This window comes from Crenobacter caeni (assembly GCF_010435965.1).
Lineage (GTDB): Bacteria > Pseudomonadota > Gammaproteobacteria > Burkholderiales > Chromobacteriaceae > Craterilacuibacter > Craterilacuibacter caeni.
In genome coordinates this window covers 108,611-126,489 of sequence record NZ_JAAGAA010000010.1, presented here as the reverse complement: position 1 = coordinate 126,489, position 17,879 = coordinate 108,611, and the positions used below count along the sequence as shown (strand labels likewise).

Below are 17,879 nucleotides of genomic sequence, written 5' to 3'. Positions count from 1 at the left end.
GATGCTGAAGATGTTTGAGGTTTCTGTATTGCAATGTAATATCTGCGCCTGAGTAACCATGTCTGTAAAGTGGTGTTGTGCGCCAGTGGGGCGCTTCTGTTGGAAGGCTTGCCATGGATTCCCTGCTGGCTTTACGGCGGGCGCTTGATGCGCACGCGATTGTCAGTGTTACTGATCTTGCGGGCAATATCCTTGAGGTCAACGACAAGTTCTGCGAAACCAGCGGTTACCCGCGCGAGGCGCTGATCGGGCGGAACCACCGGCTGCTCAAATCCGGCATGCACGACGCCGCCTTTTACGCGTCGATGTGGTCGACCATCAGTGCGGGAGAAAGCTGGCAGGGCGACGTGTGCAACCGCCGGCTCGACGGTTCGCTCTACTGGGTGCGTTCAACCATCACGCCGATTCCCGGCGCCGACGGCCTGCCCGAGCGCTATATCTCGATCCGTACCGATATCACCCCGCTTTACGAGGCCGAGCGCTCTGCGCGGTTGGCAGCAGAGCAGCTGTCGGCGACGCTGAGCGCGATTCCGGACACCCTGATCGAACTGGACGAGGACGGCCGTTTCCTGCGGATCGGCCATGGCGCCGAATGCCACGACGGACCGGTATTCTGTTGCCAGCTGCTTGGCCGCAACGTAGACGAGGCCTTCGATACGGTCTCGGCTGGCCAGCTACGCGTGGCGTTGGCCGAGGCGATCGGCAGCGGGCAGTGCAGTGACCTGCCGCTGTGGATTCGCGTCGATGGGCGGCAGCATTTTTTCGAGCTGTCCGGTTCGCGCTTGCCCGACGCGGACCGCAAGCGGCGCTGCCTGCTCGTGGTCCACGACGCCACGCGGCGCAAGAATCTGGAAACGCACTTTGCCTTCGCCATCGACGGTGCGGGCGAAGGGGTGTGGGACCTGCATTTGTCGAGCGGGCAGGTGAAGTTCTCCGGCCACTACGAAGCGATGCTGGGGTATGCGCAGGGCGAGTTGGCACCGACCCTCGACGCCTGGCTGTCGATGCTCCACCCTAACGACAGGCTGGGCACGAGGACGGCCTTTTTTGGCTATCTGGCCGGACAGCAAGACAGCTACTCCGTCGAATTCCGCCTGAGGCACAAGGACGGTCATTACATCTGGATCCATAGCCGCGGCACCATTGTCGAGCGTAGCGCCGATGGCTTGCCGCAGCGCGTGATCGGGCTGCATGCCGATATCACGGCGCGCAAGCAGACAGAGGACGCATTGCAGTTGTTTCGCCGTCTGGTCGAAAGTACCGACCAGGCGATCCGCGTGGCGGACGCGGCACACCGCATCATCTACGTGAACCCGGCCTATGAGCGGATGGTTGGTGTACGCAGCGAAGATGTGCTCGGCCGGCGTTTCGACTGTATCGCCACGACAGAGTCTGCGGCCACTATTTTTCCCCTGATCGTTGCGGCGATCGAGAACGGTAGCAGCTGGCAAGGGCTCGCCCAGCTGTGTCGCCCGGATGGCAGCAAATTCTTCAGCCTGAGCAGCGTGCAGCCGATCCGCGACGTGCATGACGGTTCGCTGCTCTACAGCTTCAATACTTTTAGCGACCACAGCGAGGAGATTGCGCGCAGCCAGGCGCTGGAGACCGCGCTGACCGAAGCCAACGCGGCCAACCAGGCCAAGTCGAGCTTCCTCTCCAGCATGAGCCACGAGTTGCGCACGCCCTTGAATGCGGTGATCGGTTTCGCGCAGATGCTCGAGTTCGACGACGCGCTCGACGAGGACCAGCACGACAATGTCGCCGAGATCCTTAAGGCCGGCCGTCACCTGCTCGCGCTGATCAACGAGGTGCTGGACCTTGCCAAGATCGAGGCAGGCCGCGTCGAACTCTCCCCGGAACCGGTCGACGCGCGTGAACTGGTCGACGAGTGCATGCATCTGGTGTTGCCGCTGGCGCGTGCGCGCGGCATCTCGCTGGCGCCTGTCGCGGTGTCCGGCACCATGCAGGGCGACCGCGTCCGCCTCAAGCAGGTGCTGCTCAACCTGCTCTCCAACGCGATCAAGTACAACCGCGATGGCGGCAGCGTGCAGGTGTCGAGCCGGGTACAAGACGGCCGGCTGACGCTGGAGGTCGCCGACACCGGGCCGGGTATCCCGGCAGGAAAGCTGGGAGGTTTGTTCGAGCCCTTCAACCGGCTGGGCGTGGAAAACAGCTCGGTCGAGGGAACCGGCATCGGCCTGAGCATCTGCAAGCGGCTGGTCGAACTGATGGGTGGCGAGATCGGTGCCATCAGCGAAGAGGGCGTCGGCAGCCGTTTCCATTTCAGCATGCCGCTTGCCGACGCGGTCCAGGCCGGTCAAGCGGCGGCCAGCGCCCGGATGGACGTGCAGGATGCAGCACGTCCGCGCCAGCGGGTGCTCTACGTCGACGACAATCCAGCCAATCTCAAACTGGTCGGCCAGCTGTTCGCGCGGCGCCACCCGGTCGACTTTTCGAGCGCGCAAGACGCCCAGCAGGGGCTGGCACTCGCGCTGGAGACAAGGCCTGACCTGATCCTGCTCGACGTCAACATGCCGCAGATGGACGGCTACCAGTTGCTGGGCATCCTGCGCGCCGAACGCTCGCTAAGCCGGGTGCCGGTGGTCGCCGTCACCGCCAACGCCATGCCGCGCGATATCGAGCGCGGCCTAGCTGCCGGTTTTGCCGCCTACCTGACCAAGCCACTCGATATTCCACAGTTCCTGGAGACCGTCGACCGCCTGCTTGCGGAGGCGGCCAGCAGGCCCGAGACCATCGCATGATCGACCCGAACCACCAGAGCGCCCGCATCCTCGCCATCGACGACGAGCCGGCCAACCTGAAACTGCTGTCCAAGATGCTCGCAAGCCAGGGCTACGCGGCGCCGCTGTTGGTGCAGGACCCGTGCGAGGCGGTCGCCGCTTACCAGGCGCAGCGCCCCGACCTGATCCTGCTCGACCTGAACATGCCGCATCTGGACGGCTTCGGGGTGATGGCTGCCTTGCGCGCGCTGGACGACCCCTTGCTGCCCCCCATCGTGGTGCTGACCGCGCAAAGCGGCCGCGAGTGGCAGTTGCGGGCGCTCGCCGCCGGTGCGCGTGATTTCATCTGCAAGCCTTTTGACCGCAGCGAGCTCTTGATGCGGGTGCGCAACATGCTCGACGCGCAGCTTGCGCACCGGCTGCTGCACGAGCACCGGCAGCAACTGGAGGCGGAAGTCGCCGCGCGTACGCGCGAGCTGGCCCAGTCGCGCGTGCAGATCGTCCAGCGGCTCGGCCGCGCCGCCGAGTTCCGCGACAACGAGACCGGCCAGCATGTGCTGAGGATGAGCGAGGTTGCCACGATCATCGCCCGTTCGCTGGGCTGGAACGAGGCGCAGTGCGAGCTGATCTTGCGCGCGAGCCCGATGCACGATATCGGCAAGATCGGCATTTCCGACCAGATCCTGCTCAAGCCCGGGCGACTGGACGACGAGGAGATGCGCGTGATGCGTACGCACTCGGCGATCGGCGCACAGATCCTCGAAGGCAGCGACGACCCGCTGCTGCAGATGGCGTGCCGCATCGCGCGCTCGCACCATGAGAAGTGGGACGGCAGCGGCTACCCAGACGGGCTTGCCGGCGAGGCGATCCCGCTGGAGGCGCGCATCTGCGCGGTGGCCGACGTGTTCGACGCGCTGGTGTCGGTGCGTCCCTACAAGCGGGTGTGGCCCATCGAGGAGGCGCTCGCGCTGATCGAGCGCGAGGCCGGCCATCATTTCGACCCGCTGGTGGTCGAACACTTTCTCGCCAACCTCGAAGCGGTCCTCGAGGTCAACCGCCGTCACCGCGAACCGGAATGACGGCCCGTCCGCTGCCTTGGCGAGCCGGCGGCAGCACACTGCCGGCCTTCCCGTCTGCCGCAAGGATTGAGCGCGCGGCGCGCCCTGCGTAAAATCGCGCGCCTCAAGTTACTGTCGCCGCGAGGCCTGTCCATGCATTCCGCCCGTTTTGTCGTCGTCCGGCTGCTGCCGGGCGAGGAGTTGTTGTCCGCGCTCGCCAGCCGTCTTGCCGGGCAGGGTGTGGCCGCCGGCTGGATCGCCGGCGTGGTCGGCAGCCTGAGCGTCGCCGCGCTGCGCTTCGCCGGCCGTCCGGACACCACCTGCCTCTGCAACGTTTTCGAGATCGTCTCGCTGTGCGGTACGCTGGACGCGGGTGGCGGCCACCTGCACATGACAGTGGCCGATGCGCAAGGCGCGGTGCTGGGCGGGCATGTGATGCCAGGCTCGGTGGTGCGCACCACCTGCGAGCTGGTGATCGGCGTGCTCGAAGGCGTCGCCTTCGGCCGCGAACCCTGCCCGTTGTCGGGCTACGATGAACTCGTCGTCCTCCCTCAACCAGACCGGAAAGACTCCGCGCAATGAATCCGCTGTTTTCCACCCGCACGCTGACGCTGATGTCGGCGGGCATCGCCTTCAATATGGTGCTCGGCCAGCTCGCGTCCATGCTCAAGCTGCCGATCTTCCTCGACGCGATCGGCACCTTCGTCGTCGCGCTGTTGGCCGGCCCGCTCGCCGCGCTGGTCACCGGCGTCGCGACCAACCTGATCTGGGGCGTGCTCACCAGCCCGGTCGCCGCCGCGTTCGCGCCGGTGGCCGGCGTGATCGGCCTCGTCGCCGGCCTGTGCGCGCGTGCCGGCGGCTTTCGCTCGCTGCCGCGCGTGCTGTTGTCGGCCCTGCTGGTGACCGTCGCCGTGGTGGTGGTGGCGACGCCTATCCGCGCCTACCTGTTCGGCGGTGCGACCGGCAGCGGCGCCGACTTCTTCGTCGCCTACCTGAACGCGGTCGGCAGCAAGCTGATCGAATCGGTCGCGCTGACCGTGTTCGGCGTCAACCTAGCCGACAAGGTCGTCAGCGCGCTGCTGGCGTGGACGCTGGTACGCGCCTTGCCCGCGCGTCTCTCTGCGACCTTCCCCGCCGCAGCCGCCGTGCGCTGATGCATCCGTTCACCGGCTTCGCGCTGTTGCCGCCCTTGCTGCTCTTGACGCTACGGCTTACCGACGCGCGGGCGCTGGCCGCGCTGCTGGTCGTCTTGCTGGTGCTGGTGTGGATGGGGGGCGAGCACCGCGTGCGGTTGCGCCGCTGGGCCCTGTTGATGCTGCCTCTGGCCGCCGGCCTTTGGCTGGTGCACGGGCGTTATCTCGACAGCCTGGTCTTCGGCGCCGATGTCGCCGACCGGCCGCAACGCCTGTACGCGGCTGCCCTGTTGTGGCTGCGCGTCGGCTGCCTGCTCGCCGGCGCGCAAGTCGCGCTGCGTCTAGCACCGCCGGCGCGCCTCACCCGTGCGCTGTTTGCCAGCCGCCTGCCGCCGAGCGTTGCCTACCTGCTGGCGAGCCCGCTGTTGCTGTCGGTGCAGCTGCGTCGGCGCCTCGCCGAAGTGACTGAGGCGCAGCGCGCACGCGGGGTCGACCCGGCCGCGCCGTGGCCGCAGCGCGCCCGCACGCTGATCGCGCTGGCCGGCCCGCTGGTGGTGTGGACGCTGTCGGACGTGGGCGAGCGCGCCAACGCGCTCGACGCACGCGCATTTCGCAGCGTGCCATGCCGCACCACGCTCGACGCACCGGCCTTCACCGCGCGAGACCGCGCGCTGCTCGCGGCCGCGCTCGCCGCCTTTGTGCTGGTGGCCGGGAGCTGGTTATGGCGCTGATCCGTTTTGCGCAGGCGTCGCTGACCCGTGCCGGTGCTACTGCACCCTGCCTCTCGTGCATCGACTTTGCGCTGCCTGCCGGGCAGACGCTGGCGGTGGTCGGCGGCAGCGGCAGCGGCAAGAGCACGCTGGCCGGCTGGCTCGCCGGCTGGGTGCCGCACGCGCTGCCGGCCACCGAGGCCGGCGTCGCCGAATTCGACGGCGCGCCGCTGTCGGGCGCGTTGCCGGCCGTACGCGCGGGCCAAGTGCAGCTGGTGCAGGGCAACCCGTACGCCGCGCTGACCGGCTGCGCGTTTACCGTGTACGACGAGGTCGCCTTCGGCCCGGAAAACCTCGGCCTGTGCGAAGAAGAGATCCGCGCGCGCTGCCGCGAGGCGCTCGCGTTGTGCGACGCCGAAGCGCTCGCGGTGCGCGCGCCGTCCACGCTGTCCGGCGGCGAGGCGCAGCGCGTCGCGCTCGCCTGTGCACTGGCGATGAGGCCGCGGCTGCTGCTGCTCGACGAGGCGTTCAACCGGCTCACCCCGGCCGCTGCCGACCGGCTGCTGGAGAGACTCCGTGTGCTGCCTATGCTCACGCTGGTGCTGTTCGAGAAGTCGTTCGAGCGCGCGGCCGGCGCAGACCTCATGTTGTGGCTGGACGGCGGCGTGCAGCGCGCGTGTGCAGAGGCCGGCGTGCTGTTCGACCGCGTGTTGCCCGCGCTCACCGCGAGCGACGCAGTGCGCGCCGCGTGGCGGTCGCGCGCGGCGGATCTGTGGCGCGACGGTGTCGCCGCGCCGTGTTCGGCTGCGGACGCGCTCACGCGCTTTGCCGAGGTGGCCGATGGCTGAACCCGTCCTTTCCTTCGAGCAGGTCGGCTACGGCTGGGACGGCGCGCCGCCGTTGCTCGCGTCGCTGTCGCTGACGGTCGCCGCCGGCGAGTGCGTCGCGCTGGTCGGCGCCAACGGCGCCGGCAAGTCGACGCTATTGCGCCTCGCCTGCGGCTTGTTGGCGCCATCGGACGGCAGGGTGAGCGCAGGCGGGCTCGATACCCGACTCGCCCGCCCCTCGGCGCTTGCCCGCGTCGCCGGCATGATGTTCCAGGAGGCCGAGCGCCAGCTTTGCTGCGGCCGCGTGCGCGACGAAGTGGCGTTTGCGCCCCGCCTCGGCGGCTTATCCGCGACAGAGGTCAAGCGGCGCACCGCGCGGGCGCTCGAAGCGACCGCGCTCGCATCGCACGCCGACGCTCACCCCTTTGACCTGAACGCCGGCGAGCGCCGCCTGCTGACGCTCGCCGCGCTGATCGCGCAGGACGTGCCGCTCATGCTGCTCGACGAGCCGACCCGCGACTTCGACGCCGTGCAACTGGCGCTGTTCGAGGCGTGGCTCGCGCGGGAAAAGTCCGCAGGGCGTGCCATCCTGCTGATCAGCCACGATTACGATTTTGTTGCCCGCAACTGCCCGCGGGTGCTGCACCTGGCCGGCGGCGGCGTCATCGCCGACGGCCCGCCCGAACAGGTGCTGCACGACCCGGCGCTGCAAGGCGACAGCCCCGGCGCCGCGCCGACCCTGCCAGCCTTGTGCCGCGCGATAGGTTTGCCGCCGACCACCGACGCGGCGTGCTTCGACGCGGCGTGGCGCGTGGCCTGCGAGCGGCGTGCCGCCTTGTCCAAGTCCCGAGGAGAAGCCTGATGCAGAACATCCTGTTTATCGTCAACGCGCCGCCGTACGGCAGCGAGCGCGTACTGTCGGCGTTGAGGCTGGCGACCCAGCTCGCTGCCGAGGAGTTTCCGCCCGCGCTGCAGGTCTTCCTGTTGTCCGACGCGGTCGGCTGTGTGCTGTCCGGCCAGCAGGCCGCCGCCGGCGTGCCGCTGGGGCAGATGCTCGCCGAGCTGATCGGCGCCGGCGTCAGGGTCTACGCCTGCCGTACCTGCCTGGATGCGCGCGGCCTGACGGCCGACCGGCTGCTGGCGGGAGTCGAGGTCGGCACCATGCCCATCCTCGCCAAGCTGACGCTGGATGCCGACAAGGTGCTCAGTTTCTGACGCCGCGCGGGTAAAGCGTGGCCGGCGCTCATGCCCTTGGCAGCGGGAAGCCGGACGCACTGGCGCCGCCGCGGGCGGGCTGCTTGACTGAAGTTGTCACACTGCCTCATAGGGAGGCTGCCATGTCGATTTTTTTCAGGCTGCTGCTGCTGGGCACGCTGCTGTGTCCGCCGGTGCTGCGCGCCGAGGTGTTCGATCTGCCGGACAACGGCGACACCGTGGTCGGAACACCGCAACGCATCCGTGTCGAGTCCGAGGGCAATTCGCTGCTCGACCTTGCCCGCCACTTCAATACCGGGCTGATGGAGATCACGCTGGCCAACCCCGGCGTCAGCCTGTGGACGCCGCAGCAGGCGCCGTCCCTGCTGATCCCCAGCCAGTACATCCTGCCGCCCAAGCCGTGGCGCGGCGTCGTCGTCAATATCCCGCAGCGCCGGCTATTCTATTTCCTGCCGGCGAAAAAGGGCACGCGCCCGCAGGTGGTCACCGTGCCCCTGGGCATCGCGCGCGAGGGCTGGTCGACCCCGCTGGGCGAGACGCGGCTGGTGCAGACCATCCGCGACCCGGGCTGGACGCCGCCTGACAGCATCAAGGCCGAGCACCTCGAGCAGGGCGAGGTGCTGCCCGACTACGTGCCGCCGGGCGAGGACAACCCGATGGGGCTGATTGCCTTCCAGACCGGCTTCAAGAGCATCTTCATCCACGGCACCAACAAGCCGTGGGGGCTGGGCACCCGCGCGAGCCACGGCTGCCTGCACCTGTACCCGGAAAACGCCGAGGCGCTGCTGAAGATCCTGCCGCGCGGCACGCCTATCCGCATCGTCAACCAGCCGCTGGTCGCGGGCCTGTTGGACGGCCTGCCGGTGCTCGCGTCCTACCCGCTGGTCGCCGAGTACCAAGAGGCGGCGCCGACGCTGGAAACCGCGCGCGAGCTGGTCGGGCAACTCGGGGAAAAGACCGATGTAGAGCTCGACACTGCACGCGTCGAGGCGGTGCTCGCGCAGCCGACGGTGTTGCCGACCTTCGTGTCGGCGGGCGCGCCGACCGACGCCGAGCGCGTCGACGCGCTGCCGGTCGAACCCTACACCCTGCCGCCGTACGGCGAGGATGCCAACCGCGCGCGGGTGCCCGAGCGGGTGCCGGCCGATGGGGGGTGAGACGGCAAGCCCCAAACGACAAGGCCCGGCGATGCCGGGCCTTGTCGTGGGCTGGGGAGCAATGCTTACTTGACCATACCCTTGTTCATCATGCTGTTGAGCTGGGACGCGGTCTGGTTGGCGGTCTGTTGCGCCTGCTGCGCCATTTGCGCGGCAGCCTGCGCGTTGGCGTTGGCCTGGTTGGCGTTGGCGAGTGCCTGGTCGGCGGTGGACTGGGCCTTCGCTGCCATGTCGCGGGCGGTCTGGTCGGTCGTGGCGCAGGCGGCGAGCGACAGCGTGAGCGCGCCCATTGCGATTGCGGACAGGATTCTCATGGTGGATCTCCTTGCTCGATGCTGAAGATGGCTCAGCACGGCAGGTCCATTTCCTGCTCGCGCGCCGTCTCCATGCGGGAAAACTAGACCCTGCCCTGCAAAAAGCAAGCCGCGCGGCGGCACCCGGCGCGCGAAAAAAACAGGCAGCCCGGGCGGCTGCCTGCCTGCGTGGCGTCGCGCCCGCCTTACTTCAGCGGGTGGTTGGCCAGCCAGTTTTGCATCTGCGCGATTTCCTTTTCCTGCGCGGCGATCACGTCCTGCGCAAGCTTGCGCACTTCCGGATCCTTGCCGTGCTGCAGTACGACCCGCGCCATTTCGACCGCGCCCTGGTGGTGCGGAATCATGCCGGCCATGAAGTCCCGGTCGGCGTCGCCGCTATACGCGATATTCATGCCTTGCATCATCTTGCCGTGCGCGGCGATATACGCGCGGGTCGACGCGCTGGCATCGGCCGGTGCGCCGTGCATCATCGGGTGCCCGCCGGGCATCATGTGGCTGCCGTGCGGCATCGTACCGGCCATCGGGCAGGCGTTCTGCGAGGCCATCGGGCAGGCCGGGGCAGGCGTGCCGGCAGGGGTAGGCGCGGCGGCGTAGGCGGTGCCGGCGGCGGCCAGGCAGGCGGCGATCAGCAGTTTTTTCATGGTGTTCTCCTCGTTCAGCGTTGAGCGTAGACGGTGGTGCGGCCCTGACGGTCGAAGGTCAGCACCTGGTAGGGCTGGCGGGTCGGGCCTTCCATGCCCGGGCTGCCCAGCGGCATGCCCGGCACGGCGAGGCCGGCGATCGCCGGCTTGTCGCGCAGCACCTTTTTCACGAGATCAGCCGGCACATGGCCTTCGAACAGGTAGTTGCCGATCTTCGCTGTATGGCAGGAGCGCAGGCTGCCGGGCACGCCAAGCTTGTCCTTGGTCTGCGACATCTGCGCGTCGATCTTGCTGTCGACCCTGACGCCGTTGTCCTGCATATGTTTGGCCCACGCGTCGCAGCAGCCGCAGTGGGGATCCTTGTACATGGTAGCGGCCGGCGCGGCGAGCGCAGGCACGGCGATCAGCGCGGCGATCAGCGCCGCGGCGGAGGTGGTCTTTTTCATGGATGCTTCCGTGTATCGAGTTCAGGAAGACGCGGCAGGGTGCCGCGTCGTGGCCGGGCTCAGACGGAACGCGGAGGCTTGTGCGGCGGGGCGTGGCTACAGGTGATCGCAGCCGGTTCGAGGTGTGGGTTGTGCACTTGCGAGTAGTGGGTGCCGGGCAGGGCCGCACCGACGCCCGTCGGCACCGCGCCGTTGATGACCGGGCAGCAGTGCGCGTCGGTGGCGGGCAGCGGGTGCGCCTTCGCCTGCGTGTCCTGACAGCCGGCCGCTTCGCTTGCGCAGCACGTGTGCGCCTCGGTCATGTTCGCAGGCAGCGCGAAGCCCGCCAGCGGCAACAGCGCGAGCGAGAGCATCAGCAGGACCTGGCGGACAAGACGCATGGTATGGAGAAACCTATTCAGACTGGAGCCGATGCTAGCACGCACCGGCAAAGCAGCGCTACGCGATGATCTCGACCCTGGCGCCGGTTTCGAGCACGCCTGCGTTGCGGGCGACCAGATTGATGCCGAAATGCACGCCGTCCGCGTAACGCCGCTCGCGGGCGAGTGTCTTCAGCGGTTCGCCGTCGGTGCGCCGCCGTGCGGTGTCCGGGTCTATGGTGGTCAGCACGCAGCGCGTGCAGGGGCTGGCCACTTCAAATTCGACCTCGCCTATCCTCAGGCGGCGCCAGCCGTCTTCCGCCCACGGCAACGCGCCATCGACGACCAGGTTGGGCCGCAGCGCGCGCATCGGCACCGGCGGTGCTATCGCCGCGTTGAGCGCCGCGAGCGACGCGCGGTTGGCGAGCAGGTAAGGGTAGCCGTCGGCGAACGACAGCGGTTCGCGCAGCGCCTCGCGCCGCCGCTGCGACGTTTCGCCCAGCCACAACAGGCGGCACGGGCGGCCGACGAGTTCGCTGAACCACGCGTCGACACGCGCGTCGCCGTGGCGGGCGTCGAACGCGTCGCCCCACACCTTGGCGCGTGCGTGTTCGGTGTAGCGGGTGGCGAGTGCCGCGACGGGCGGTTGGCCCGGCGCGGAAAACAGCACCATCCCCGGCCACAGCTCGGCCGTAACGCTCACCAGTTGCGGGTCGGAGCGGGCGGTAATGAAGTCGCCCTCGGGGGTGGCCAGCAGCCACTCGCGGTCGTGCAGCAGGCCCGTCGGAGTCGCCAGCGCGCGGGCGACGGCGTTGCCGCGGCAGGACTTGAGCGGGTAGACGTATAACTCGGCAAGTGTCGGCATGCGGGCTCCTCGGGGCGGGTAGTTGGCGGCTATACCCAGTCGCGGGCGGTCAGGTAGTGTTCGGTCAGCCGCGCTTCGGGCGAGCCCGCTTCGCTCTGGTAGCCGTACTGCCAGCGCACCAGCGGTGGCATCGACATCAGGATCGATTCGGTACGCCCGCCGCTTTGCAGGCCGAACAGGGTGCCGCGGTCCCAGACCAGGTTGAATTCGACGTAGCGGCCGCGCCGGTATAGCTGGAACTGGCGCTCGCGCTCGCCCCAGGGTGTGTCGCGGCGGCGCTGGACAATCGGCAGGTAGGCGTCGAGGTAGCCCTCGCCGACCGCGCGCATGAAGGCGAAGCTCGCGTCGAAGCCGGGCGCGTTCAGGTCGTCGAAGAACAGGCCGCCGACGCCGCGCGGCTCGGCGCGGTGCTTGAGGTAGAAGTACTCGTCGCACCACGCCTTGTAGCGCGGGTAGGTGTCGGGGCCGAACGGCGCGCACAGGTCGCGGGCGACGGTATGCCAGTGCACGCAGTCCTCGTCGAAGCCGTAGTAGGGGGTGAGGTCGAAGCCGCCGCCGAACCACCAGATCGGCGCCTCGCCGTCTTTCTCGGCGACGAAGAAGCGCACGTTGGCGTGGCTGGTCGGCACGTAGGGGTTCTTCGGGTGGACGACCAGCGACACGCCCATCGCCTCGAAGCGGCGGCCGGCGAGTTCGGGCCGGTGCGCGCTGGCCGACGCGGGCAGCGCGTCGCCGGTCACGTGCGAGAAGTTGACGCCGGCCTGCTCGAACAGCGCGCCGTCGGCGAGTACCCGGCTGATGCCGCCGCCGCCCTGTTCACGTTGCCAGGCGTCTTCGGCAAAGGTGGCGCCGCCGTCGGCCGCTTCCAGCGCCGCGCAGATGCGGGCCTGCAGAGACAGCAGGAAGGACTTGACCTTGTTCTTATCTTGCTCGTTCATGTTGCTGTTCGTCATTTTTGATGTTGCGCATATTAGCAGAGCAGGGTTGCGCTTTGCGTAGCTGTTCGTGCCACGGACTCCCTCATGATATAAAAGTGGATACACAGCAATTGGAATTGCATATGTCGGACTCCAAGCGGCCCGATCGGCTGCAACGCCAGCTGACGCGGCGTTTCAGCCTGCTGATGCTGGGCCTATCGTTCGCGCTGGCCGTCGGCTGCCTGTTTGTCGTGCGCGTGCAGTTACAGGCGACGGCGGCGGTGCTGCAGGCAGCGGCAAGCGAGAAGGTCGGCTTGCTGCTCGACGCCGAAACCAGCCGCCTGTCGTCGCTTGCCCGCGACTATGGCCGCTGGGATGAAACCTACCGCTATGTCGAGCGGCCCGAGCCTGGCTTCGTGAACGAGAACTTCGGCTCGAGCTACCAGGGCCTCGATGTCGACTTCACCGCAATTCTCGGTGCCGATGGCCGCGAACGCTTCCGCAGCGGCTGGCCGCCGCGCGCGCGCCTGCCCGCCAGCTTGCGCACCCAACTGGCCGAGCAGCTTGCCGAGGCACAGCGCGCGCCTGCGAGCGAGCCGCGGCACTATCTGGTCCTGTTCGACGGCATGCCGCTGCTGCTCACCGCCGCAGCCGTCACCGACACCGAGGCCGAGCGCCCGGCCAATGGCCTGATCTTGATGGGGCGCTTTTTCAACCAGGACTATCTTGCCCGCCTGTCCGAACTCGTTGGCGGCGATCTGCGCTTCGTCCCTGCCGATGCGGTGAGGCCGCCCGCGTCGTGGACGCTGGCGCAAGCGGTTGTGCCGCTGTCCGGTGACTTGGGTGGCCGCGTGCTGCTGCTTGAAGCGCCGGTGCCGCTGGGTTGGTTGCCGGCCACGCTGGTGCTGTTCGCAGGCAGCCTGCTCTTGTGCATTGCCGTCAGTGCATGGTGGATGCGCCGCTTCCTGTCCGAGCGGGTGGTCAGCCGCATCGGCCGCTTCGCCGAGCTGGCCCGCCTGCGCAAGGCCGGCGGCCTGAGCGCGTGGCCGGTCGATGGGAACGACGAGATCGACGCGCTGGCCGTGGCCTACAACGCGTTGGGCGAGGAAGCGAGCGAGGCGAGGCTGGGGCTTGCGCAGTTGGAGGTGACCGATCCCTTGACCGGTGTCGGCAACCGCCGTGCCCTCGAACGGGCGCTGGACGACCTGTGCGCGGCGCAACCTGCACACGCGAGCCTGCTGCTGTTGAACCTCGACGGTTTCAAGCTGGTCAACGACAGCCTGGGGCATGGCGCCGGAGACCAGTTGTTGCAGGAGGTCGCTTACCGCCTGCGCAAGGCGCTGGAGGCGCCGGCTACGCTGTACCGTCTGGGTAGCGACGAGTTTGCCGTCATGCTGCCCGCGTGCGCGCCGCAGGCCGCGCGGGCGTGGGCACTGCGCCTGCAGGCGGTGCTCGGCGGCCGGTTTTCCTTTTCGGGACGTCAGTTGTCGTTCTCGGCGTCGGCCGGGGTCGCGGCCTACCGGGCCGGCCTGTCCGGCGCCGACCTGTTGCGCCACGCGGACCTGGCGCTGGCGGGCGCCAAGGCCCGCGGGCGCGGCGAGGTCGCCGCTTTCGACCCGGCGATGCACGAGTCGGTCAGCGAACGCATGCGGCTCGAGCAGGGCCTGCGTGCCGCGATCGCCGCCGGCGCGATCACGCCGTATTTCCAGCCGGTGATCGACGCCGAGACCCGGCGCCCGTACGCGCTGGAACTCCTGGCTCGCTGGCAGTTCGAGGGCAGGGCGGTGTCGCCGCTGACCTTTATCCGGCTGGCCGAGGAGCTCGGCCTGATCGGCGAGCTGACCGACGCGCTGCTTGCGCGCGCGTTGCCGCAGTTTGCCGCGCTGCGCGCACGTGCGCCCGGCCTCAAGCTGCAATTCAACCTGTCGGCGTTGATGCTGGGCGACCGCGGTTTTGCCGATCGTCTGCTGGCGCTGCTCTTGGCCTGCGGCGTGCCGGCCGAGGCGGTATCGGCCGAGGTGACCGAGACCGCCGCCTTGCAGGAGCAGGGCGACGAGCTGCTCGGTTGCCTGGTGCGGGCCGGTATCGGCCTGCACCTCGACGACTTCGGCACCGGCTATTCGTCGATGACGCGGCTAGCCGAGTTGCCGTTCGACACGGTCAAGCTCGACCGCTCGTTCGTGGTGCTGCTGGGCGAGGGCGACGAGACGCTGGCGCGCGCGGTGCACGACATGGCGACCGGCATGGGCATGGCACTGATCGCGGAAGGCGTCGAGACCGAAGCGCAGTTTGCCGCGCTGTCCAGGCTGGGCTACCGCCGGATGCAGGGCTATTTGTTTGCGCGGCCGATGTCGGCCAGTGCGCTCGAGCGCTGGCTCGCCGAGGACGTCAGCCGGGTGTAGCGGGTTCAGGGCGCACCCAGCAGCAGGGTACACAGCAGGGCGCCGCCGACGACCAGCCACGCGAACAGGATCGCGGCGAGGGTGAGCGGCTTGACGCCCGCACGGCGGATCGCCGAGACATGGGTGGTCAGCCCGAGCGCGCCCATCGCGGCGGCCAGCACCACATTGTCGAACACCACGACTTCGGCGACCCAGCCTTGCGGCAGCAGCGCGAGCGAGTTGAAGCCGGCGACGGCCAGGAACAGCACGGCAAACCAGGGGATCTGCACCTTGCCGCGCCCCTTGGCGCCACCGCCGCGGTGGCGGCGGGCCAGCCACGCCGACAGGAAGATCAGGAAGGGCGCGAGCATCATCACGCGGATCATCTTGGTGATCACCGCGCTGGTCGCCGCGTCTTCGCCGACGGCCTTGCCGGCGGCGACCACCTGCGCGACTTCATGGATGGTCGCGCCGCTGAAGACCCCGTAGAAGAAGGTGTCGTTGTGCACCCAGCCCGCCGCGACCAGCGCGTGCCAGGCGGCGGGGTAGACGAACATGGCGAGGGTGCCGAACACCACCACGGTCGCGACCGCGACCGCCACCTTGTCCGCCTGCGCGCGCAGCACCGGTTCGGTCGCGAGCACCGCCGCTGCGCCGCAGATCGAGCTGCCGGCGCCGATCAGGATGGTGCTTTGCTCGTCGAGCTTGAATACGCGCCGGCCGAGCACCCACGCGAGATAAAAGGTCGACGCGACGATCAGCGCGTCGATCACGATGCCCATCACGCCGACCGCGGCGATGTCCTGGAAGGTCAGCCTGAAGCCGAACAGGATGATGCCCAGCCTGAGCAGCTTGGCCTTGGCGAAGTCGACGCCGTCGTGGCAGCGGCCGGCGATGGCCGGGTAGACCGTGTTGCCCAGCAGCATGCCGCCGACGATGGCGATGGTCAGCGCGGAAAAGCCAAGCCGGCGCATGGCATCCAGCTCGGCGAGCCACATCGAGGCCAGCGCCAGCGCGATCGAGAGGGCAAGGCCGGGCAGCAGCGAAATGATTTTGTCGTTTTTCATGGAGGGAGCGAGCTCATCTGGAGTTTTCTATCCAGATGATAGTTGCCCGCTCCCGTCTTGCCGGCGGAGTGCCTACAGCTTGAGGACGGCGAGGCTGGCGCTGCCGATGATCGCCCACAGCAGCACGCCCAGCAGCATGGGCCTGAGGCCGACCTGCCTGAGCACGTCGCGCGACAGCGCGGCTCCGATCAGGAACAGCGTCAGCACCAGCGCCTTCTTCGACACCCACACTACCGCATGGCTGAACGCCACCGGGATCTCGACATAGGTGTTGGCGACCATCGCCAGCACGAAGAAGAAGATGAACCAGGGGATCTGGATCTTGGCGTCGCGGTCGCGGAATATCAGGGTGGTGACGAAGGCGAGCGGGATGATCCACAGCGCGCGGGTCAGCTTGACCGTGGTTGCCACCTTGAGCGCGGTCTCGCTGTACGCGGCGCCGGCGCCGACCACCGAGCTGGTGTCGTGGATCGCCATCGCGGCCCAGATGCCGAACTGCTGGTCGGTCAGCCCGAAGTAGTGCCCCAGCGGCGGGAAGATGAACAGCGCGACCGCGTTGAGCACGAAGATGGTTGCCAGCGACACCGAGATCTCGCTCTCGCTGGAGCGGGTCAGCGGCGAGACGGCGGCGATCGCGCTGCCGCCGCAGATGGCGGTGCCGGCGGCGATCAGGTAGGCGGTGCCGTCGCTGAGCTTCAGGCGTCGGCCGATCACCCAACCCAGCACCATGATCAGGCTGACCGAAACGATGGTGAACAGCATGCCGTCGCGGCCGGACGCCAGCGCCTCGTGCAGGTTCATGCCGAAGCCCAGGCCGATCACCGAGTACTGCAGCAGTTGTTTGGACAGTTTCTTGCTCAGCGCAGGCAGCGGGTTGCCGACCGACAGCGCGAAGGCGAGGCCGGCGAACAGGCCGATGGCCGGCGAGAACAGCGGGCTGAGCAGCGCCAGCGCGATAAAGGGCAGCAGACGGGGATCTTGCCCGTGCAGGATGGTAGGAAGGTTCATCGTGTGATCCGTAGGGTGCCGGACGGGATGTGGCCGACATTTAATGGGAGCGGACGATACCTTTTTTGCTTAAATAAAAAAAATGGATATATTTCATTCTTGGTATCAGTAAATTTAATAAGGGGGGCGGGTGAGGATTACCCTGCGTGAACTCGAGGTGTTCGTCGCCATCGCCGTGCACGGCTCGGCGACCACGGCGGCGTCGCGTGTCGCGCTGACCCAGTCGGCGGCGAGCCAGGCGCTCGACAAGCTCGAAGTCAGCCTCGGCGTGCGCCTGTTCGACCGCGCCGGACGGCGGCTGGTCCTCAACGAGAACGGGCGGCGGCTGCTGCCTCAGGCGCGCGCTTTGCTAGCCGACGCCGCCGCGCTCGAGCGCCTGTTCGAGACCGAGCTGCCGCTGTTCCGCCTCGGGGCGAGCACCACCATCGCCAACTACCTGCTGCCCTGCCCGCTGGCCGACTTTCGCCGGCGCTACCCGGGCGCCCAGCTTGAGCTTCGGGTCGCCAATACCCGCGACATCGTCGACGCGGTCGTCGATTTTTCGGTCGACTGCGGCCTGGTCGAAGGGCCGTGCCAGCATCCGGCGCTGCTGGTCGAGCCGTGGCAAGAGGACGAGCTGGTGGTATTCGCCGCCCCCGGCCACCCGCTGGCCGGGCGGACGCTGACGGCTGAGGAACTCGCCGACGCACCGTGGGTGTTGCGCGAGGCGGGGTCGGGCACCCGCGAGGAAGTCGAGCGGCTGCTGCTCGCACACCTGCCCGGCTTGCGGCTGGAACTGGAGCTGGGGGACTCGGAAGCGATCAAGCGCACGGTCGCTGCGGGTTTTGGCGTGTCCTGCCTGTCGCGGCGGGTGGTCGAAGACTGGCTCTCCGATGGCCGCCTGTGCACGCTGCAAGGCGCGCTGCCGGTCCTTGCCCGCACGCTGTGGCGGGTGCGCCGGCGCGAGCGCGTGCCGGGACGCGGCCTGCAGGCCTTCCTCGACCTGCTTTGACCGGAAGGCGGGATTTGTTTAGGCTGGGGGGTACATGATAATTAGATTT

At 68.3% G+C, this 17,879-nt stretch carries 19 protein-coding genes; 11 read left to right on the top strand and 8 right to left on the bottom strand.

Translation table 11 applies throughout. From position 1 onward, the window contains the following. The first annotated feature begins 113 nt into the window (after positions 1 to 113). The 9 genes from GZH52_RS11980 to GZH52_RS11940 all read left to right on the top strand — a co-directional run bounded on the left by GZH52_RS11980 (position 114) and on the right by GZH52_RS11940 (position 8,841). Entirely contained in the window at positions 114 to 2,762 is a 2,649-nt protein-coding gene (locus tag GZH52_RS11980; protein ID WP_163316697.1) for a PAS domain-containing hybrid sensor histidine kinase/response regulator, read from the top strand. Next, complete coding sequence (locus GZH52_RS11975; RefSeq protein WP_163316696.1) at positions 2,759 to 3,820, top strand: HD domain-containing phosphohydrolase; 1,062 nt, start codon at positions 2,759 to 2,761, stop codon at positions 3,818 to 3,820. The genes GZH52_RS11980 and GZH52_RS11975 overlap by 4 nt, the downstream gene beginning before the upstream one ends. 132 nt (positions 3,821 to 3,952) lie before the next feature. Further along, positions 3,953 to 4,381, top strand: a complete 429-nt coding sequence (locus tag GZH52_RS11970) for a PPC domain-containing DNA-binding protein (RefSeq protein ID WP_163316695.1) — start codon at positions 3,953 to 3,955, stop codon at positions 4,379 to 4,381. Continuing rightward, positions 4,378 to 4,953 (top strand): ECF transporter S component, encoded by a 576-nt coding sequence (locus GZH52_RS11965; RefSeq protein ID WP_163316694.1) that lies wholly within the window; start codon positions 4,378 to 4,380, stop codon positions 4,951 to 4,953. The genes GZH52_RS11970 and GZH52_RS11965 overlap by 4 nt, the downstream gene beginning before the upstream one ends. Then, complete coding sequence (locus tag GZH52_RS11960; protein ID WP_163316693.1) at positions 4,953 to 5,663, top strand: energy-coupling factor transporter transmembrane component T family protein; 711 nt, start codon at positions 4,953 to 4,955, stop codon at positions 5,661 to 5,663. Before GZH52_RS11965 ends, GZH52_RS11960 begins: the two co-directional genes overlap by 1 nt. Next, a complete protein-coding gene (locus GZH52_RS11955) occupies positions 5,654 to 6,490 on the top strand; it encodes an energy-coupling factor ABC transporter ATP-binding protein (RefSeq protein WP_163316692.1) in 837 nt (278 codons plus the stop codon). The genes GZH52_RS11960 and GZH52_RS11955 overlap by 10 nt, the downstream gene beginning before the upstream one ends. After that, the gene (locus GZH52_RS11950) at positions 6,483 to 7,331 is read left to right on the top strand and encodes an energy-coupling factor ABC transporter ATP-binding protein (RefSeq protein ID WP_163316691.1); all 849 of its coding nucleotides are present in this window, start codon (positions 6,483 to 6,485) and stop codon (positions 7,329 to 7,331) included. The genes GZH52_RS11955 and GZH52_RS11950 overlap by 8 nt, the downstream gene beginning before the upstream one ends. After that, positions 7,331 to 7,684: a DsrE/DsrF/TusD sulfur relay family protein gene (locus GZH52_RS11945; RefSeq protein WP_163316690.1), complete on the top strand. Its 354-nt coding sequence runs from the start codon at positions 7,331 to 7,333 to the stop codon at positions 7,682 to 7,684. The genes GZH52_RS11950 and GZH52_RS11945 overlap by 1 nt, the downstream gene beginning before the upstream one ends. Before the next feature lie 122 nt (positions 7,685 to 7,806). Beyond that, positions 7,807 to 8,841 carry a L,D-transpeptidase family protein gene (locus GZH52_RS11940; protein WP_163316689.1) on the top strand — a complete coding sequence of 345 codons (1,035 nt, stop codon included), beginning with the start codon at positions 7,807 to 7,809 and terminating at the stop codon, positions 8,839 to 8,841. 65 nt (positions 8,842 to 8,906) lie between these two features. On the opposite strand, the gene GZH52_RS11935 is transcribed toward GZH52_RS11940, so the two are convergent. The 6 genes from GZH52_RS11935 to hemF form a co-directional block, all read right to left on the bottom strand. Beyond that, positions 8,907 to 9,155, bottom strand: coding sequence for an alanine-zipper protein (locus GZH52_RS11935; protein ID WP_163316688.1), 249 nt, complete (start codon positions 9,153 to 9,155; stop codon positions 8,907 to 8,909). Between the two features lie 185 nt (positions 9,156 to 9,340). Beyond that, positions 9,341 to 9,796, bottom strand: a complete 456-nt coding sequence (gene copM, locus GZH52_RS11930) for a CopM family metallochaperone (RefSeq protein ID WP_239058110.1) — start codon at positions 9,794 to 9,796, stop codon at positions 9,341 to 9,343. Between the two features lie 14 nt (positions 9,797 to 9,810). After that, positions 9,811 to 10,242, bottom strand: coding sequence for a DUF411 domain-containing protein (locus GZH52_RS11925; protein WP_163316687.1), 432 nt, complete (start codon positions 10,240 to 10,242; stop codon positions 9,811 to 9,813). A 59-nt stretch (positions 10,243 to 10,301) separates the two neighbouring features. Further along, positions 10,302 to 10,622, bottom strand: a complete 321-nt coding sequence (locus GZH52_RS11920) for a hypothetical protein (protein ID WP_163316686.1) — start codon at positions 10,620 to 10,622, stop codon at positions 10,302 to 10,304. 58 nt (positions 10,623 to 10,680) lie between these two features. Beyond that, on the bottom strand, positions 10,681 to 11,466 hold the full coding sequence (locus GZH52_RS11915; protein ID WP_163316685.1) for an MOSC domain-containing protein: 786 nt from the start codon (positions 11,464 to 11,466) through the stop codon (positions 10,681 to 10,683). A gap of 29 nt (positions 11,467 to 11,495) precedes the next feature. Further along, on the bottom strand, positions 11,496 to 12,404 hold the full coding sequence (gene hemF, locus GZH52_RS11910; protein ID WP_203525735.1) for an oxygen-dependent coproporphyrinogen oxidase: 909 nt from the start codon (positions 12,402 to 12,404) through the stop codon (positions 11,496 to 11,498). A gap of 122 nt (positions 12,405 to 12,526) precedes the next feature. On the opposite strand from hemF, the gene GZH52_RS11905 reads away from it, so the two are divergent. Next, positions 12,527 to 14,785, top strand: coding sequence for a putative bifunctional diguanylate cyclase/phosphodiesterase (locus GZH52_RS11905; RefSeq protein ID WP_163316683.1), 2,259 nt, complete (start codon positions 12,527 to 12,529; stop codon positions 14,783 to 14,785). 5 nt (positions 14,786 to 14,790) lie between these two features. Here GZH52_RS11905 and GZH52_RS11900 read toward each other — a convergent pair whose 3' ends face one another. Together GZH52_RS11900 and GZH52_RS11895 are read right to left on the bottom strand one after the other, a co-directional pair. After that, positions 14,791 to 15,831: a YeiH family protein gene (locus GZH52_RS11900; RefSeq protein ID WP_163316682.1), complete on the bottom strand. Its 1,041-nt coding sequence runs from the start codon at positions 15,829 to 15,831 to the stop codon at positions 14,791 to 14,793. 72 nt (positions 15,832 to 15,903) lie between these two features. Continuing rightward, positions 15,904 to 16,839: a YeiH family protein gene (locus GZH52_RS11895; protein WP_163316681.1), complete on the bottom strand. Its 936-nt coding sequence runs from the start codon at positions 16,837 to 16,839 to the stop codon at positions 15,904 to 15,906. 130 nt (positions 16,840 to 16,969) lie between these two features. Between GZH52_RS11895 and GZH52_RS11890 the strand changes: the two genes are divergently transcribed. Further along, positions 16,970 to 17,830 carry a LysR family transcriptional regulator gene (locus GZH52_RS11890; RefSeq protein WP_163316680.1) on the top strand — a complete coding sequence of 287 codons (861 nt, stop codon included), beginning with the start codon at positions 16,970 to 16,972 and terminating at the stop codon, positions 17,828 to 17,830. Positions 17,831 to 17,879: the final 49 nt, after the last annotated feature.

Bases quoted from the DNA above. Each gene is read 5' to 3' on its own strand.
- GZH52_RS11955 (WP_163316692.1), top strand. From the start codon at position 5,654: ATGGCGCTGATCCGTTTTGCGCAGGCGTCGCTGACCCGTGCCGGTGCT.
- GZH52_RS11945 (WP_163316690.1), top strand. From the start codon at position 7,331: ATGCAGAACATCCTGTTTATCGTCAACGCGCCGCCGTACGGCAGCGAG.
- copM (WP_239058110.1), bottom strand. From the start codon at position 9,796: ATGAAAAAACTGCTGATCGCCGCCTGCCTGGCCGCCGCCGGCACCGCC.
- GZH52_RS11960 (WP_163316693.1), top strand. From the start codon at position 4,953: ATGCATCCGTTCACCGGCTTCGCGCTGTTGCCGCCCTTGCTGCTCTTG.
- GZH52_RS11940 (WP_163316689.1), top strand. From the start codon at position 7,807: ATGTCGATTTTTTTCAGGCTGCTGCTGCTGGGCACGCTGCTGTGTCCG.
- GZH52_RS11905 (WP_163316683.1), top strand. From the start codon at position 12,527: ATGTCGGACTCCAAGCGGCCCGATCGGCTGCAACGCCAGCTGACGCGG.
- GZH52_RS11925 (WP_163316687.1), bottom strand. From the start codon at position 10,242: ATGAAAAAGACCACCTCCGCCGCGGCGCTGATCGCCGCGCTGATCGCC.
- GZH52_RS11970 (WP_163316695.1), top strand. From the start codon at position 3,953: ATGCATTCCGCCCGTTTTGTCGTCGTCCGGCTGCTGCCGGGCGAGGAG.
- GZH52_RS11895 (WP_163316681.1), bottom strand. From the start codon at position 16,839: ATGAACCTTCCTACCATCCTGCACGGGCAAGATCCCCGTCTGCTGCCC.
- GZH52_RS11935 (WP_163316688.1), bottom strand. From the start codon at position 9,155: ATGAGAATCCTGTCCGCAATCGCAATGGGCGCGCTCACGCTGTCGCTC.
- GZH52_RS11900 (WP_163316682.1), bottom strand. From the start codon at position 15,831: ATGAAAAACGACAAAATCATTTCGCTGCTGCCCGGCCTTGCCCTCTCG.
- GZH52_RS11950 (WP_163316691.1), top strand. From the start codon at position 6,483: ATGGCTGAACCCGTCCTTTCCTTCGAGCAGGTCGGCTACGGCTGGGAC.
- GZH52_RS11920 (WP_163316686.1), bottom strand. From the start codon at position 10,622: ATGCGTCTTGTCCGCCAGGTCCTGCTGATGCTCTCGCTCGCGCTGTTG.
- GZH52_RS11915 (WP_163316685.1), bottom strand. From the start codon at position 11,466: ATGCCGACACTTGCCGAGTTATACGTCTACCCGCTCAAGTCCTGCCGC.
- GZH52_RS11965 (WP_163316694.1), top strand. From the start codon at position 4,378: ATGAATCCGCTGTTTTCCACCCGCACGCTGACGCTGATGTCGGCGGGC.
- GZH52_RS11980 (WP_163316697.1), top strand. From the start codon at position 114: ATGGATTCCCTGCTGGCTTTACGGCGGGCGCTTGATGCGCACGCGATT.
- hemF (WP_203525735.1), bottom strand. From the start codon at position 12,404: ATGAACGAGCAAGATAAGAACAAGGTCAAGTCCTTCCTGCTGTCTCTG.
- GZH52_RS11975 (WP_163316696.1), top strand. From the start codon at position 2,759: ATGATCGACCCGAACCACCAGAGCGCCCGCATCCTCGCCATCGACGAC.